This is a genomic window from Flavobacterium sp. HBTb2-11-1 (assembly GCF_009826975.1).
Taxonomy (GTDB): Bacteria; Bacteroidota; Bacteroidia; order Flavobacteriales; family Flavobacteriaceae; genus Flavobacterium.
The window spans coordinates 561,054-577,866 of the sequence record NZ_WUMO01000001.1 but is presented as its reverse complement, the minus strand read 5'-3'; the positions used below and the strand labels follow the sequence as shown (position 1 = coordinate 577,866).

Sequence of the window (16,813 nt, the reverse complement as noted above, 5' to 3'; positions counted from 1 at the left end):
TATTTTACTCTACACTGTTCCGTAGGAACATTTCGTTGGTAGAAAATTATATTATCATGGATTTTTACGTTCCGTCGGAAACGTCTGGTTTTGACATTTTTTTTACAATTCTGTATATCAAACGTTCCTACGGAACGTAAAATATCCGGTTGATTTTTCTACCAACGAAACATTCCTACGGAATGAAACCCTAATATTAAAAATGAAAAAACAATTGCGATAAAAAAAGGAATCCAATTGGATTCCTTTTTTATTTCCATTTCAACGTTTCCATTAAACGCTGCATATCGTTCTTAACATAACTCGCAGCAGGCATAATCGAATCGAAGTTTGGTTTTGCATAAAAGTACATCGAACCAATTAAAAAGTGTTTTGTACTGTCTGTAACGTAAAACTGAGAATTTGTCGCTGCATTTCCATCAACCTGATAAAACATTCCGTAAACCTTTTTTTGAGGATTTAAATACGGCTGTTCTAGAATATCATCGGCTTTAATAACGTGCTCATACGTTAGTTTTTGAGCGTCGCGCAGTAATTTATCAATATTGCCATTTACTGGCTTGTACGTCAAATAAATCGTCGCTTTCATCTTTGGATACGTGATTGCAAAACCGCATTCTTTTTCGCCTTTTATAATAGCATCTTCATTCATTTGAAAAGTGAACGGGCAAGTGTTTTCAAAATTCACATATTTTGCTTCTGGATAATCTAATCGCAGGAAACTAGCTGGTTTAGGCAGAACATCATTTTTACAGCTTATAACCGTTAGAGCAAGCAAAATTGTTGTTATTGAAAGTATTTTATTAAGCATTTTTATTTATGGTTACTTTTATTTGTTTTACACGCTTTTTGTCTACTGTTTCTACGGTGAAAATACAGTTTTCAAAAGGCACTTTTTGATCTTTTTTCGGAAAATTACCTAAAATTTCCAGAATAAATCCAGCCAATGTTTCAGCTTCTCCTTTGTGAGCCTCAAAAACATCTTCGTCAACATCTACAATTCTGTAGAAATCTTTCAGGTTTATTTTTCCTTCAAAAAGAAAATTATTTTCATCAATTTGCGAGAAGTTCAGATTTTCATCATCAAATTCATCACTAATATCGCCTACAATTTCTTCGATAACATCTTCTAAAGAAACCAATCCAGACGTTCCTCCATATTCGTCAACCACAATGGCTAAATGGCTTTTTAGGCTTTGAAAATCTTTTAAAAGATTATCCAGCTTTTTATTCTCAGGAACAAAGAAAGCTTCACGAATTAAAGAAGTCCAATCAAATTCTTCTTTATCAATATGAGGCAGTAAATCTTTTACGAAAAGAACGCCTTCAATTTGATCAATATTATCTCGATAAACTGGAATTCTTGAAAATCCTGTTTCAATTATTTTAGGATAAATTTCTGCGAATGTTTCTGATATTTCCAATGCAAAAATATCAATTCTTGGACTCATTACCTGCTTTGTATCGGTATTTCCAAAAGAAACAATTCCTTCAAGGATTTTCTGTTCTTCTGTTGAAGTCCCTTCCGAATCGGTAAGTTCCAATGCCTGAGAAAGTTGATTGACAGAAAAATTACTTTTTTGCTTTCCTAATTTGTTTTGAAAATATATCGTAACAGCACGCATGGGCAAACTGATCGGAGAAAGCACTTTATCTAAAAATGCCAGCGGATAAGCGACACGTTTGGCAAATCGAATGCTATTTCTGCTTGCATAAACCTTAGGAAGCACTTCGCCAAATAATAAAATCAGGAAAGTAACCAGAATTACTTCAAGCGTAAATTTAAAAGCTGGCGAACCTACATTGGCAAAAATATTTTGTCCTATATACGCAAATAGGATCACTACCCCGATATTGAAGAAGTTATTTGCAACCAATAAAGTTGCTAGAAGTTTTTTAGGCTTATCTAATAAATTTGAAATAATTTTTCCTTTTGCAGGATTATCGTTTAAAGAATTGTCGATATCTTGCTGTGACAAAGAAAAAAGAGCAACTTCAGCACCAGAAACGATTGCTGAAAGAAATAACAAAACAAATATTCCGACGAAACCAATAATTAAATTGGCGTCAAGATTGGTAGAAAAAAGTAAACTGGGCTCTGGGTCCAAATTGCATAAAATTAGTTAAACATCACTTTAGAAAGGCAAATCATTAATTGGAAGCCCTTCGTTAGCAGCATCAAAGTTAGTATTTTTTGCCGACTCTACATCCTGGTTTTGTTTTGTATAAGCAGTTTCTTTTTTGGTTGTCAGAAAAGTAAACTCTGTAACCTGAATTTCGGTCGTATATTTTGTCGTTCCATCTTCTGTCTGCCACTGACGAGATTTTATTCTTCCTTCAACATAAATTTTATCTCCTTTAGAAAGATATTTTTCGCAAATCTCTGCGGCTTTATTACGCACAACCAAATTATGCCATTCTGTAGAGGTAATCTTCTCATTGGTCGTTTTATTGATATACACTTCATTTGTAGCCAGCTGAAAACGTCCGATGCAGTTTCCTCCATCAAAATAATGCATCTTTACATCATCGCCTAAATGGCCAATAAGCATCACTTTATTTAATGTTCCGTTCATAGTTTTTGGTGGTATTTCTACCAAAGATACATTTTTTTAGCAATTTATTTCTTGCTTTTCTATAAAATTATATATCGCAATAGGAAAAGGAAAGGTTTTTAATTTTTGGGAATCTATTCCGTTTTCGATTTTTTCTTGCACTTTGATTTTCCAGAATTGTATATGCAGATGCTGATGCGAAAGCTTATGTACAATGGTCGATTTACTGTAATCTTCTATACTTATAATAGTATATTCTGGAAAAATTTCATCTTTTGCTTTTTTGGAAACTTCGTTAAAACCAACAATTGATTCCGTTTCCAACAACGGAAACTCATATAAATTATGCCAGATTCCTTTTTGGGTTCTTTTCTGAATTAATGTATTTCCTAAAACATCTTCCAAAATCAGATAATTAAAATATCGATTGGTCACTTTAAGCTTTTTAGATTTGACGGGAAGCATATTTACCTTTCCTTTTTGCAATGCAGCACAACTTTCATTGAAAATGCAAACAGAACATTCAGGGCTTTTAGGCACGCATTGCAGCGCTCCAAACTCCATTATTGCCTGATTAAAAAGCGCTGGATTATCCTTTGGCATTAATTCTTGTGCCAAAGCCGCGAACTCTTTTTTAGTTGCCGGAACCGCAATATCAGATTCGATATCAAAATAACGAGCCAATACTCTAAATACGTTTCCATCAACGACAGGAACAGGTTCATTATAAGAAAAAGAAGCTATTGCTGCTGCGGTATATTCGCCTACTCCTTTAAGCTTAAGCAGTTCTTTATAAGAATCAGGGAAAATTCCATTTAAATCATTACTTATATATTGAGCCGTTTTATGAAGATTTCGAGCACGCGAATAATATCCTAAGCCTTGCCAGAGTTTCAAAACCTTCTCTTCTGGAGCATCTGCCAAATGTTTTACAGTAGGAAATTCCTTTATAAATGAAAAAAAGTAAGGCATTCCTTGCACAACTCTCGTCTGCTGAAGCATAATTTCTGAGAGCCAAATTTGGTACGGATCCACGGTTTTTCGCCATGGCAAATCGCGTTTATTCTGTAAATACCATTTTATCAATATGTTATGAAAATTCATTGCAAAATACTTAGATTGCAAAAGTAAATGTTTATGTAATTAAAATTTAACGAATTAGCTTGATTAATTATTTTTTTAATTCCTATATTTGCAAACTCAAAAAAATAGTACACCATTTATAAAATAAAATAGGAAAGAAAATGACGAAAGCAGATATCGTAGCGAAGATTTCAGAGAAACTAGGTCTTGAAAAAGGAGACGTTCAAGCAACAGTAGAAACTTTTATGGAAGAAGTTAAGACTTCTTTAGAAACTGGAGACAATGTATACTTAAGAGGTTTCGGTAGTTTTATCGTTAAAACTAGAGCTGAAAAAACTGGAAGAAACATTTCTAAAAACACTACTATTAAAATTCCAGCACACAACATTCCTGCGTTTAAACCTGCAAAAGTTTTTGTAGAAGGAGTTAAAACTAACAACGAAGCAAAATAATATTAATTAACATAAATCTGACACAATATGCCAAGTGGTAAAAAAAGAAAGAGACATAAGGTAGCTACTCACAAACGTAAGAAAAGAGCGAGAGCTAACCGCCACAAAAAGAAAAAGTAGTTTTAAACTACTTTTTTCTTTTTAAACGTTCATTGAAATTGAAAAAAGATGAAAGAGAAAAGAAAATAGAATATAGACCCGAAAAAGTCTATTCTCTTTACTCTATTCTCTATCAATCTTCTTTTCACCGGGTTAATACCTGTTAAAAATATTGTTTAATCCATCTGTAGATAAGATTTTAGATTTTAGATTTCAGATTTTAGATTTTTCATTAAATCTATACTCTATTCTCTATATTCTATTTTCTGAAAAAACAGATAAAAATTTACAGTGTGAATAAAGAATTAATCATTAGATCTAGTTCTGATGCAGTAGATTTTGCCTTATTAAAAGATGGAAAACTAATTGAATTACACAAAGAAGAAGAAAAAAGCAACTTTCAGGTTGGTGATATTTTTATTGCCAAAATTAGAAAACCAGTTGCGGGACTTAATGCTGCTTTTGTGAATGTAGGTTTCGAAAAAGATGCCTTTTTACATTATCACGATTTGGGTCCAAATCTAGCTTCTCAGCTGAAATTCATAAAACTTGTAAGCGCAGGTAAATTAAAAGATTTCTCCCTAAAAACCTTTCAGTTTGAGAAAGAGATTGACAAAGATGGCATCATTACTGATATTTTAAGTGCCAATCAATCTGTCTTAGTTCAAGTAGTTAAAGAACCTATATCAACCAAAGGCCCAAGAATAAGTGCTGAGCTTTCTCTTGCCGGAAGATTTATCGTTCTAGTTCCTTTTTCTGATCGTGTTTCTATTTCTCAAAAAATAGAAGACAAAAAAGAAAAGGATCGTCTAAAAAAACTTGTTCTATCGATCAAACCTAAAGGATTTGGTGTTATTGTTCGTACAGTAGCCGAAGGCAAAAACGTAGCCGAATTAGAAAAAGATTTGCAGAACCTGCTTGGCAGATGGTCTGCAATGTGTAAAAAATTACCAACTGCTCATCATCCATCAAAAGTATTAGGAGAGCTTAACAGAGCTTCTTCGATATTAAGAGATGTATTTAACGATACCTTCAGTGGTATTCAAATAGATGATGAAGAGTTGTACCACCAAACGAAGGAATATTTGCAAGAAATTGCACCTTCAAAACAGTCGATTGTTAAGTTTTATCAATCAAATGATACTCCGATTTTTGAGAAATACAATATAGAGAGACAAATCAAAACTTCATTTGGCCGAACTGTTTCCATGAGTAAAGGTGCTTATCTTATTATTGAACACACCGAAGCTCTTCACGTTATTGACGTAAACAGCGGAAACCGTTCTAATAAAGCGACCAACCAAGAAGACACAGCCATGGAAGTAAATATGATTGCCGCTGCAGAAATTGCCAGACAGCTTCGTCTACGCGATATGGGCGGAATAATCGTAGTTGATTTTATCGATATGTCTAATCCAGAAAACAGGAAAGTTTTGTTCGACTTCTTGCGAGAAGAAATGAGCGACGATAAAGCAAAACATAAAATATTACCGCCGAGCAAATTTGGTTTGGTCCAAATTACAAGACAGCGAGTAAGACCAGAAGTGAATATCAAAACCAGAGAGGAAGATCCTAACAAACATAATGGTGAAATTGAAGCTCCAATTTTAATCATTGATAAGATCACCGCTGATTTAGAAAGACTTTTAAAAACCCACAACAAGGTTGTGCTTAATACACATCCGTTTGTGGCTGCATACCTCAGCAAAGGTTTTCCATCATTACGTTCAAAATGGTTTTTTGAACATAAGAAATGGGTGAAAATCATACCTCGTGACGCTTACACGTACTTAGAATACCATTTCTATGACAAAAAAGGAAATGTTATTACAGAATAAAAACATCAAACCGTCCCGACGCATCGGGACGGTTTTTTTATGCTTTTTCGGATCTCATTTTTATGTCCTATAATGGCATATAAAAAACTTCTATCAGCCATCTAATTATCTACCATACATTATGTTTGTCATATTTTAATTGATTTATATGACAGCTGTTGCACGTCTGTTTTCTTTTGCCAAAACAAAAAATATCCATTACCTGGTTATTCTTTTTTTGTTTTCATTCAAACTATCGGCACAAAATGACACTATTTATTTTAATTCGGAATGGAAAACTACTGTAAAAGATTCTGCTATTTATTACCGATTGAAACCTGTTAAAATAAAAACAAGAAAAGCCATTGGACGAAAAATACCATATGTAGATTCTCTTTATGTTATTAAAGATTATTATGTAAAAAATAATGCATTGCAATTTGAAGGTTACACAAAAGATATGGAGGGAAACGATAATGTCGGAAAAGCAAAATGGTTTAAGGAAGACGGCACTGTTCTTTACTCAAGAGATTTCAATAAACCTGCCCCAGGAACATTTAGAGTGCCCGGTCCACCAATCACTTACATAAATTATAGCATCACTGACAAAAGTCTTCTAACTGCAGGTTATGAATTTTGCGTAGACTGCAAAACCAACAATAAACTATTTTTAGGCATTGGATACAGTGTCACAAATAGTTACAATGGGCAATATTATGGTTTACCCGATCTGCATTTATCACAAAACATCTCCATATTATTTGCAAAAATTGGAACCACCCACAAAAATGGCTATATAATGGGCGGACTATCACTAATGAATTTCATAGATTTAGGGTTTGGATATTCCTTACCGTATAATTCAGATAAAGCTCCGGCTTTTGAAGGATTTACGATGAGTCTAAATTTAAGATTTACAAGAAATAGAAAAGCTTACAGCCAATTTATAGGCTACTAAATAATTTAAAAAATGAAAACCTGCATCACTATAATCTTCTTAATGTTACTTGCTCCATTGTCAGCTCAAAATGACACAATCTTTTTTGATAAAAACTGGAAAACAAGCAACAAGGAAATAGCTTTTTATTACCGAATTAAACCTTTAAAAGTAAAAACAAAAGATGCTATAGGTTATAAAATCAAAAACATCGATTCTCTTTTTGTTATTAAGGATTATTATCTAATCAATAATCAATTGCAATTTCAAGGCTATTCAAGTGATTATAAAGCGGAACAATTATTTGGCAGAGCGGAATGGTTTAACAAGGATGGAAAAATGATTGACTCCAACAATTCCAATTACAAGAAAAGCAATACTAATTCAAAATTTAAAATTCCAGAATGGCCAATTCTATATTTGAATTATTCAATTGCTGATAAAAGTCTTCTCACAGGAGGTTTAGAATTTTGCCTAACTCAAAGCAAAAATAAACTCTTTTTGGGCGCAGGGTACGGAATTACAAACAGCTATAATGGCAAATATTATGGACTTCCCGATATTCATTTATCATACAATACAGACTATCTTCTATTTGTAAAAGCAGGCAGTTCCTCTAAAAATGCTTATGCAGTAGGTGGCTTAACTGTATTTAATATGATAGATTTAGGTTTAGGATATTCGTTTGCATACAACAAAGAAAAGATTCCAACTTATGAAGGATTTACTGCTTCAATCTCGTTTCGAATTTCTAAAAACAAAAACGTGTACACGAAACTCAACATCATACAATAAACTTTAATCCCTCACAATTTCGATTTTTCTTCTGATTTCATTTCCGCTGGCATCCACAACTGTAATATAATGTATTCCTGTTGTTGGAGTAATTGGCAACTCATGAAATGTTTTGGTTGTCGCTTTATAAACATCATCTACATACCAAAACAATTCTTTATCTCTTTCGGAATAAGCCACTTTTAAAATCACGGGCTGGACATTACTATTGAAATCTTTTGTCAAATAGATTTTACTATTCGCCTTTGGATAAATAAAATCCATTGTAGTAGTTTGCGTTCCTGCGCAACCTTCTTTGAATGGAGGTAAAGGCAAATATTCGATATGCTGGCTTTTGTAATACCATGCCATAACAGGAGGCAATACAAACCAGTTTTTAGTTACAATATTATCGATACTCTCGCAACTGCTGTTTACCTGAAATTGTTCTGTTTTGTCTAAATGAATTGTTCTATGATAAGGACAGACTTTAGTCGATTTTCCTTTTTTAGTAACCCATTGCTTAATTTTAGGGCAATTATCCTTTGCCAGATAGCCACTTAAACGGCAAACCTCAACTTCGGCCAAATCATTATAAGGCGTATCAAACCATCTTTGTCTTGGCAGCAAATTAAAAACATCGAATAAAATTGGAGCCGCACTTGTAACTCCTGTCAAAGTTGGCCTCCCCTCACCTGTCGCATTCCCAACCCAAATTCCGACCACATATCTGGAATTGGTTCCAATTGCCCAAGCATCTCGGTTTCCGAAACTTGTTCCCGTTTTCCATGCAATTTTAAGCGAACTGTCGTAAAACTTCCAAGCTTCGTCTCCTTCGGGTCTATTAACCTCTTCCATTGCGTTGTACGTCAACCAAATTGATCCCGCACCCAAAATATTCTTCTGATCAGTTTCTGAGCCAAAATCGGGCTTAAAATCATTTTTATGATTTAGCTCTGTGAATTCATTGGTTCTATATTTCGCCTGATGCTTTGTGTAATAATTTAATGTTGAAGATAAATTGGCGTATGTTCGGCATAAATCCCATAAGTTACTTTCGGCACCTCCTAAAATTAGTGACAAACCGTAATGATCGGGTGTTTTATTGATATTCTTTAACTTAAACTTTTGAAGCTCTTCGTAAAATTTATTGACAGTAAATTCCTGAAGCATTAAAACTGCGGGGATATTTAACGAACGGGACAAAGCACGATGTGCAGGCACAGCTCCATCAAACGTTAAATTAAAATTCTGAGGCGTATATCCCGAAATCTGCGTTGGAATATCCGCCACTAAAGTATTCGGCAACAATTCGCCATCATCAAGCATAGCACTGTACAAAAGTGGTTTCAAAATACTTCCTGTACTTCTTGGCGCATCAATAATATCAACATCTTTTTGATGATCTTTATCCGTTGGAGAATTTCCAACATAACTCATGACATTTCTATTCTGAACATCAATTACCAAGATTGCTAAATTATGTACTTCATTTTGTTTGTATTGATTGTAATAATATCGTGCAATTTGATTGACTCTGTTTTGCAATGCATAATCAATTGTGGTTTTAACTCTTGTCCCTTCTTCATTTTTAGCCACTCTCTGCAACAAATGAGGCGCAATTTGAGGCAGATCATACGGTTTTTGAGGTAATGGCTCTTCTATCGAAAGTTCATACGTCTGCTTATCGATTATGCCTTCCTGATGCAATTTTAATAAAAGTCGGTTTCTTTTATTCAATAATTTCATCTGATTTTTCCCTGGATAAATTAAACTTGGCGCATTCGGCAAAACTGCTAAAACAGCATTTTCTGCCCAAGATAATTGATTGGATTGAACGCCAAAATAACGCCATGAAGCCATTTCCAGTCCCACAACATTTCCTCCAAATGGTGCATGTGCCGCATACATTTCGAGAATTTCATTTTTAGAATACCCTAATTCTAATCTTGTCGCGAGAATGATTTCTATTATTTTTTCGAAATAGGTTCTGTTTTTTCCTTTTCGCGAAAGCCTGATTACTTGCTGTGTCAAGGTACTTCCTCCTCTGACTACTTTTCCTGCTTTTCTATTTTGTTTGAAAGCATTGATCATCGCACCAGGATTGAAACCGGGATGTTTGTAAAAGTATTCATCTTCAAAATACACAATGCACTTTTTGAACTTATCCAGAACGCTGTCTTGCGCGGGAAAACGCCATTGTCCGTCCCTAGCAATTTTAGCTCCTAACAATTCTCCTTCCTTGCTTTCTATTACGGTTGAATAGGGTTCCTTGAATAAAGTTCGAGGTATCGAAAAATAGTAAATCAGCAGAAGCAGAAATGCAATTGCTGATTTTAGTTTGTTTTGTTTAATCCAGTTTATAATGCGTTGTAAAAACGCTTTTAATTTATTTTTCAAAATTATCTTATTGTTTCATATCCTAACAGGTTTTTAAAACCTGTTAGGTATTCCTTATCCACTCTCCTAAAAGAAAGATAAAAATTTCTTTTCTATATCTATAAATACCTAACAGGTTTTTAAAACCTGTTAGGATAACCAAATACCATTTTCTATTGATCAAGCAAATCGACATCAATAAGTACTCCCTCATAAATCAATCTTTTTTCATCATGGTAAAATATAAAATTTTCTAAATCATTAAATAAACCAATAACAAATCTTCTATCGATACTACTTGGTTTATCAGATAAATATGAACGATAAGACGATTGTCTATAAGATTGGAAATCTTTAGAAAATTTATGTTTGACAGGATTCAAATGAACATATAAGATTAACTGTTTTAAATATTCTTCATTTTCGATTCTATTTCTCTGTAAATGCTCTTGAAATAAACTTCCAGTCCGATTATAAGCTTTGTTTATACTCTTAGAATAAGAGTTAAATAAATTTGAAAATGGAAGATGAATTTTTTCTTTAAACTTTTCTGGGATATCAATTTTATCTTTTATCCTTAGAACAATATGAAAATGATTTTTGAGTAAACAATAAGCATAAACATCTGCAATTGGCAAAATATATTTTTTAAGCTTTTCTAAGAAGTAATTGTAATTTCTTTCTTCAATAAAAATATTTTCACCATTATTTCCTCGATTATAAACATGATAATATTGCCCAGTCTCAAAAGCATCTCTCTCCAAAACATTTACTTTTTTTTTTATCCTAACAGGTTTTAAAAACTTGTTAGGTATATTTTTTTCTCTCTATATAACTAAATATAAATACCTAACAGGTTATAAAAACCTGTTAGGACACTTGGTTATAAATTTTACTTCACAACCTCAACCCAGAATCCTTTTGTTCTGGCTAGGAAAGTGTTATCATACATCGCTTCACATTGCAAGCCTGGCAAATAATAGTTCCCTAAATAAGATGCATTTAACAGAATTCTGAAGACTTTAGTTTCTCTGGCTTTCATTCCGAAATAGAAATTCGTTCTGTCATCGCGAATATCAATGTAATCTGCAATGTTATTTACAGCATCTCCGTAATCTGTAAAACGCGTATTTACAATTTCGAATCCTGAAGGTAGAATCTGTGACAACGCCACATTTTGGACACTTTCCCCTCTTTGGTTTTTAATCGTAACCTCCGCAACAAATTCGGTTCCTTGATTGATTTTCGAAACATTGATTACACTTCCTTTTCTGTTTTTAAAAACTATAGAAGCCGTAACGTCACTTTGAACCGCATTTTCTTGTCCGATTGGCAATATTCCTGTATTCAACACACGAACATAAACTGTATTCGCTTTATTATTTTTCAGCGTAATACTATTGGCTCCAGATGTAACAGACAAACTGCGATCTGCAACTGATTTACCAGTATTTATGGTTTCCCCTTTTCCGTTTTTACTGAATTGGATATTGATTCCTTTTGGACCGTTGCTTACCGCAAATTTCGACATTGCATACAAGCAGTAAGCTGTAGTTTGTGTACTCATCCATTGATTAGCAGACATTTCTTTAGCTAATTTCGTTGCCGTTACAAAAGCTTTCTGTTTTTGGCCTAAAAGAAGCATTGTTTCTAAAGCCATCGCTCTGTTTCTTTCGCTTGAGCCATAATAGTAATAACTGTAACCATCTGAGCTACCGTCAATACTTGTTTTTAGGAACAAACTTTGTCCAGCAGATTTCTGACCTGCTAAAACATAAGCCGCCGCTAAACGAAGCATACTTTCATTCGAAATGCCTTTAGTTTCACGCAATCTGTTCATTGATGATAAATCAGCATTTCCGGCTAGAGCTAAAGTGTATAAACGATATGCTTGAGCTAAATCATTTCCGTATTTTGGTTCAAAACGCCATTGTTTTGCTTCTTTCTGCTGATAACCTAACCATTTCGATTTGAAATTAATTGGCAATACATATCCTTTTTTCTCTGCTTCAATCAAGAAATGTCCAGCGTATGAAGTTCCCCAATCATCTGCAATTGCATTTCCTTGCCAGTAAGGCATTCCGCCATTTGACAATTGGAAATTACCCAATCTTGCAATTCCGGCAGCAATATTTTTCTGAATCAAATCTTTGCGTTTTGCATCTATATCAGCTACATCACCTAAATACAATTGTGGAAAAACTGATGAAGTGGTCTGCTCTACACAACCATGGGGATACTGAATCAAGAATTGCAATCTTCCATTCAAATTCATTGATGGCATAGACGAAACCTCCAGTCTTGCTTTGTTGCTTCCTGCAATTCCAAATGTTTTCCATGAAATAGTTTTAGTGCTATTTGGCGATAAAACAACATCGGTAAACGTACTCGTAACCGGATTAGGATTCGTCATATCAATTTCAACTTCATAAACCGATTTCTCGCTGCCAGAAGTTGCGATAACCTGAACTTTTGCAATTCCAGTCGCAGAACCAACAACCAAATTAAAATACGCCATTTTTTCATCTGGCTTTGCAAAACTTAGTTTTTGAACTGCACTTCCTGCTACTTTCAATCCGTTGCTTGTTTTTACCTGAATCGAAACATTTTTGATTTTATTTTCAGTTGCAAAAACTGTTACAGGCAATGTCACTTTTTCCGAAGGTGAAATCTTTCTTGGCAATGATGCCAATACCATCAACGGACTCTTAACCTGAGTTGCTTTTTCAACACTTCCATAAGCGCTTGTATTAGCATCTCCCGCCACAACCATTGTTCGAACTGAACCAATATATTTTGGAAGTTTTAATTGATGCGATTTCGTTTCTCCTTTTCCTAACTTAAATGGCCCGTAATACAATACAACAGGTTTAAAACGGTTTGCTTTTTTAGCTTTTCCTCCGCCTAAATCCTGATCTCCACCAATACTGAAAATCTGGTTTATTTTTCCGCCATAAGCGCCAATTACATCATCATAAACGTCCCAGGTTTTTACTCCTAACGCTTCACGAACATAAAAACTATCCCAAGCATTCGGTGTTTTAAAACGAGTTAAATCTAAAAGTCCTTCGTCAACAACGGCAATCGTGTACGTCATTTCTTTACCAGTTTTCTCTCCTACTTTAACCGTAAACGGCTGTTCTGGTCTTAATACATCTGGCATATTAAGAGTTGGTGCCAAAATGGTATTTTTGTCTACCACTTCAACTGGCACAATTCCGTACATACGAATAGGCGAATCGTTTTTGGTTGAAGCGTGAGGCTGTAATAGTGTAATGTTGAAATATACGTTTGGCGCCATTGCTCCCGTAATTGGAACCTCAACTTTGGTTTCTCCTTTTTTGGTTTCTGCCCAAATGGTCTGCACTACTCTCGATCCGTTTTCGATCGAAATTAGTGCTCGTCCGCCCTCACTTGAAGGGAAAGAAATTTGTGCTTTTTCTCCAACGGCATAATTCTTTTTATCGGTAGAAAACACCAACATATTTGCCGTTGAAGCATCTCTGTTTCTTGTTTTTCCAGACCAGATTGGCCAATCGATATTTACGGTCAAAGAAGTTGCGTGTCCGCTTTCTCCATCTTCAACACGAATTAAATAACGTCCCCATTCTTCGTCTGTCAAAGCAAATTGGAAACTTCCTTTTCCGCTTGAATCTGTATTGATTACAAATGTTTTGTATGAAGTCGTTGCATTCGAAGAATTATAATTTGATAAATTATCGCTTGAAGAATCCCACCACCATCTCCAATCTACTTTGTAAACTCTTACTTCAAGATTTCGAACTGATTTTGGTCTTCCGTTTTCATCAACCGTTACCACATCAAAACGATTGTTTGTTCTTGTTTCAAGCATGCTGTACTTGTTCAGTTCTGGGGTTTTAAGTCCAACGTATGTTTTGTACGGAGAATAAGTCGTCGACATCACATCTGTACTAAAATCTCCGCCTTCTTCATATACTTTTGTAATGAATGAAGCGCGAAGCATTCCCGGTGCCTGACCTTGCAATCTTGGCTGAATATTTACTGATGCTTTTCCATTTTCGTTTAATTTCCCAGAAAAAACATTAATTTCTTCTGTACTGAATTGTCGTGCTAAATCATCAAAAGTATATTTTTCATAACCTTTAAAAGTAGTTGCCTGCTGAGAGAATTTAGCCTGCATTTCTACATTCAAATTCTTGGCAATTGCGCCGTGAAGCCACGTTACCTCAAGATTATCGGTATTTGGATAGGATGCCGAAAGTGTTTTTCTGCTAAAGGTGTTTTTAATTTTTAAACGATTTGGTTTGATCGTTTCAATCTTAATGCTCTTATAGAATTTTGCTCCTCCAACGCTTACCATTGCTTCCCAATTTCCTGTTGGCGCATCTTGGTTTGTCGGAACGGTAAAAGCGTAATGATTCAGCTCATTAGTTTTTTGAACCGTCTGATAAACTGTTTTCCCGTTTGGATCGTTTAATCGGAACTTAATTGGATGCGATTTCGGCAGTTTATTCGCAGCATCATTCAAAATAAAGGACAGATACAAATTATCTCCCGGGCGCCAAACGCCTCTTTCTCCGTAAATAAATCCTTTTAAACCTTTCTGTAAAGTCTCTCCCGCAACATCAAAATTACTTACGGATAATGAAAGTCCATCATCCAGCTTCACATAAGTCGATTGATCGCCTAAAGTTACAATGGCGAAATACGCGAATTTGTCCAATTGGAAAGATGCAATACCTTCACTGCTTGTCGCTTCTGTAGCAATTTTTTGCTGTTGGAAATTATACAAATCTACTCTTGCATTAGAAACAGGTTCTGTCGTAACTATATTATTTACAGCAAATAAGTACGATTTATTCTCTCCTCTTTTAGCAATAACGCCTAAATCTGTAGCTAAAATATTGGTTGCTATTCTAGCATTGTAGAAATAAGAACCTGTGCAAGGATCTTGGCTTTCTCTCCAATCGTAATCGTCGTAATAATAGTAATCATCGTAAGAGTTTCCGCTGTAGTTTACGTCGTTTTCATCTACTTCCTCTTCTTCTGCCTGATCATCACTATCGTCTGATGTTTCGCATTTATAAAGCGAATATTTCTTTTTATAGACAAATTCAACTCTGTAGATTGCTCCTGGCTCTGGTTTAATGATTTTAGATAAATCTAACGCATACGTGTTCCATTTCGAAAGATTTACGAGCGTGCTTTCCCTTAAATTCAAGGTAGTTTTAGCAATTGGCTGCGCTACTTTCTTGAGATTTTGTCCGCCGTTTAATTCATTGTATTGAAGGAATTGCAGAATATTATTCTTGTAGATTTTATACACTTTTACATCTACAGCACTCAGATTTACCGCTTCAAAATTCAGTTTTAAATTGTTTGAACTTGGCAAAATTGTTCCGTTTTTTACAAAACGAATGTTGGGTTTTATCTGGTCAAAAGAGATTTTCTCTGTATAATTATTTTCCAGTTTTTTACCGTACTGGCTTTCTATTCCCTGAAAAACTTCCAACAATAATTCGCCCGTTACAACTTGCTCTGGTTCTTCGTCTGGAACATATTCAACAGCTTCTTCTGCAACTGTAGCGACCGAATCTACTGCTACTGCGGCTGAGTCAACGACAACTGCTGCCGAATCTATTGTTACTGCAGCTGGTTCTGCCACAGCGACAGCTACCGGCTCTTCTTTTTTAGGTGCATTTTGATTCGTAAAATATACTTTTAGTAAATTCCCTTGTGTAGAAAACTTAAGATTACTGGTATTTTGAATGGAAACCAATCCAGCAAAATCTTGTCCCTTTTCTAAAGGTTCAGAAAAATTAATTAAAACCTGCTGATTGTTTCCGTCTGGAATTTCAACTTTGATAATTTTAAATTCGTTAATGCTCGTAATAGGAAAATCGATTTGTCCTTTTTGGTCAATATCAAAATCACTTCCGTCATAAATTATCTCCAAGTTTGAAGCTTCTGACTGGCGCTGAATACTGTCAATTATAAAGCGGAATTCTTTAGATGGACCCGATACTTTCTCAAATTTAATTTTAAGATCATTTCCGTTATGTTTGGCTTCGACCAGTTTTTGAGCGGTTTCCAAATCAATATTGTCTGCTGTTTTTAAAACACAGTTTAAATATTGATATTCTTTGCTGTACGACTGAATATCTCCAGTATTTATGGTAAAATCCTGTTTTACTGTTTTAACCGTAAAATTAAATTTAGAAAGTTCTTTTTCTTTTTCTTTTGGAATGGCCGTCAGTTTATCCAAGTTTAAAGTAACCTGATATTCTGTTCCCATTTTAAGTTTCTTCTCCGGAATAAAAGCCAAAGTGTTTGTCGAAAGTGCAATCACTTTTCCGCTTACACTAGGCGAAATATCAAACAAATCACTGTCTAATTCCTGATTAGGTTTCCAATCGTTTTTATCGAAAGCCAAAACCACACGTATGTCAGAATCTGCCGAAACGATTCCGCCTGTAAAACTGGTAATGTAATCTTTAAATAACGAAAAATCGGAATTGAAATCGGCCGCTGATTTGCGCCCGCAGGATTGAAAAATAAAAAAAACAAAAAATACGAGAAATAATCCTTTTGCCTTCACTTTTATTGAGAGTTAAATGGTTAACAAATCGAAAATTTATTAGATTTTACTGCTAAAAGCTATAACAGAAAACTACAAATTAAATCAAGATAAAAGTAAATTATTTTTTGATTTATTTAAGAAGAAAATTCCGAAAC

11 protein-coding genes are annotated in these 16,813 nt (G+C 34.4%); 4 read left to right on the top strand and 7 right to left on the bottom strand.

Annotated elements, in window-relative coordinates:
* Positions 1-250: 250 nt before the first annotated feature.
* The 4 genes from gldD to mutY are packed head-to-tail and all read right to left on the bottom strand — an operon-like array spanning position 251 to position 3,659.
* On the bottom strand, positions 251-811 hold the full coding sequence (gene gldD, locus GR162_RS02580; protein WP_160780872.1) for a gliding motility lipoprotein GldD: 561 nt from the start codon (positions 809-811) through the stop codon (positions 251-253).
* Positions 804-2,108, bottom strand: a complete 1,305-nt coding sequence (locus tag GR162_RS02575) for a gliding motility-associated protein GldE (RefSeq protein WP_160780871.1) — start codon at positions 2,106-2,108, stop codon at positions 804-806. The genes gldD and GR162_RS02575 overlap by 8 nt, the downstream gene beginning before the upstream one ends.
* Positions 2,109-2,135: 27 nt before the next feature.
* On the bottom strand, positions 2,136-2,576 hold the full coding sequence (locus GR162_RS02570) for a single-stranded DNA-binding protein (protein ID WP_008466647.1): 441 nt from the start codon (positions 2,574-2,576) through the stop codon (positions 2,136-2,138).
* A 36-nt stretch (positions 2,577-2,612) separates the two neighbouring features.
* Positions 2,613-3,659, bottom strand: a complete 1,047-nt coding sequence (gene mutY, locus GR162_RS02565; protein ID WP_008466645.1) for an A/G-specific adenine glycosylase — start codon at positions 3,657-3,659, stop codon at positions 2,613-2,615.
* 140 nt (positions 3,660-3,799) lie between these two features.
* Here mutY and GR162_RS02560 point away from each other — a divergent pair, with 140 nt between their 5' ends.
* The 4 genes from GR162_RS02560 to GR162_RS02545 all read left to right on the top strand — a co-directional run bounded on the left by GR162_RS02560 (position 3,800) and on the right by GR162_RS02545 (position 7,738).
* Entirely contained in the window at positions 3,800-4,090 is a 291-nt protein-coding gene (locus GR162_RS02560; protein ID WP_007805026.1) for an HU family DNA-binding protein, read from the top strand.
* A 392-nt stretch (positions 4,091-4,482) separates the two neighbouring features.
* Entirely contained in the window at positions 4,483-6,027 is a 1,545-nt protein-coding gene (locus GR162_RS02555) for a ribonuclease E/G (RefSeq protein WP_066032867.1), read from the top strand.
* A 148-nt stretch (positions 6,028-6,175) separates the two neighbouring features.
* Positions 6,176-6,964: a hypothetical protein gene (locus GR162_RS02550; RefSeq protein ID WP_160780870.1), complete on the top strand. Its 789-nt coding sequence runs from the start codon at positions 6,176-6,178 to the stop codon at positions 6,962-6,964.
* 12 nt (positions 6,965-6,976) lie between these two features.
* Entirely contained in the window at positions 6,977-7,738 is a 762-nt protein-coding gene (locus GR162_RS02545) for a hypothetical protein (protein ID WP_008466639.1), read from the top strand.
* 3 nt (positions 7,739-7,741) lie between these two features.
* Here the strand turns inward: GR162_RS02545 and pbpC are convergent, their stop codons facing one another.
* The 3 genes from pbpC to GR162_RS02530 form a co-directional block, all read right to left on the bottom strand.
* A complete protein-coding gene (gene pbpC, locus GR162_RS02540) occupies positions 7,742-10,117 on the bottom strand; it encodes a penicillin-binding protein 1C (protein WP_160780869.1) in 2,376 nt (791 codons plus the stop codon).
* Between the two features lie 152 nt (positions 10,118-10,269).
* Positions 10,270-10,860 (bottom strand): transposase, encoded by a 591-nt coding sequence (locus tag GR162_RS02535; protein WP_160780868.1) that lies wholly within the window; start codon positions 10,858-10,860, stop codon positions 10,270-10,272.
* A 128-nt stretch (positions 10,861-10,988) separates the two neighbouring features.
* On the bottom strand, positions 10,989-16,676 hold the full coding sequence (locus tag GR162_RS02530) for an MG2 domain-containing protein (RefSeq protein WP_160780867.1): 5,688 nt from the start codon (positions 16,674-16,676) through the stop codon (positions 10,989-10,991).
* Positions 16,677-16,813: the final 137 nt, after the last annotated feature.

Excerpts from the sequence above, each read along its gene's own strand:
- gldD (WP_160780872.1), bottom strand. The coding sequence starts at position 811 with ATGCTTAATAAAATACTTTCAATAACAACAATTTTGCTTGCTCTAACG.
- GR162_RS02570 (WP_008466647.1), bottom strand. The coding sequence starts at position 2,576 with ATGAACGGAACATTAAATAAAGTGATGCTTATTGGCCATTTAGGCGAT.
- mutY (WP_008466645.1), bottom strand. The coding sequence starts at position 3,659 with ATGAATTTTCATAACATATTGATAAAATGGTATTTACAGAATAAACGC.
- GR162_RS02560 (WP_007805026.1), top strand. The coding sequence starts at position 3,800 with ATGACGAAAGCAGATATCGTAGCGAAGATTTCAGAGAAACTAGGTCTT.
- GR162_RS02550 (WP_160780870.1), top strand. The coding sequence starts at position 6,176 with ATGACAGCTGTTGCACGTCTGTTTTCTTTTGCCAAAACAAAAAATATC.
- GR162_RS02545 (WP_008466639.1), top strand. The coding sequence starts at position 6,977 with ATGAAAACCTGCATCACTATAATCTTCTTAATGTTACTTGCTCCATTG.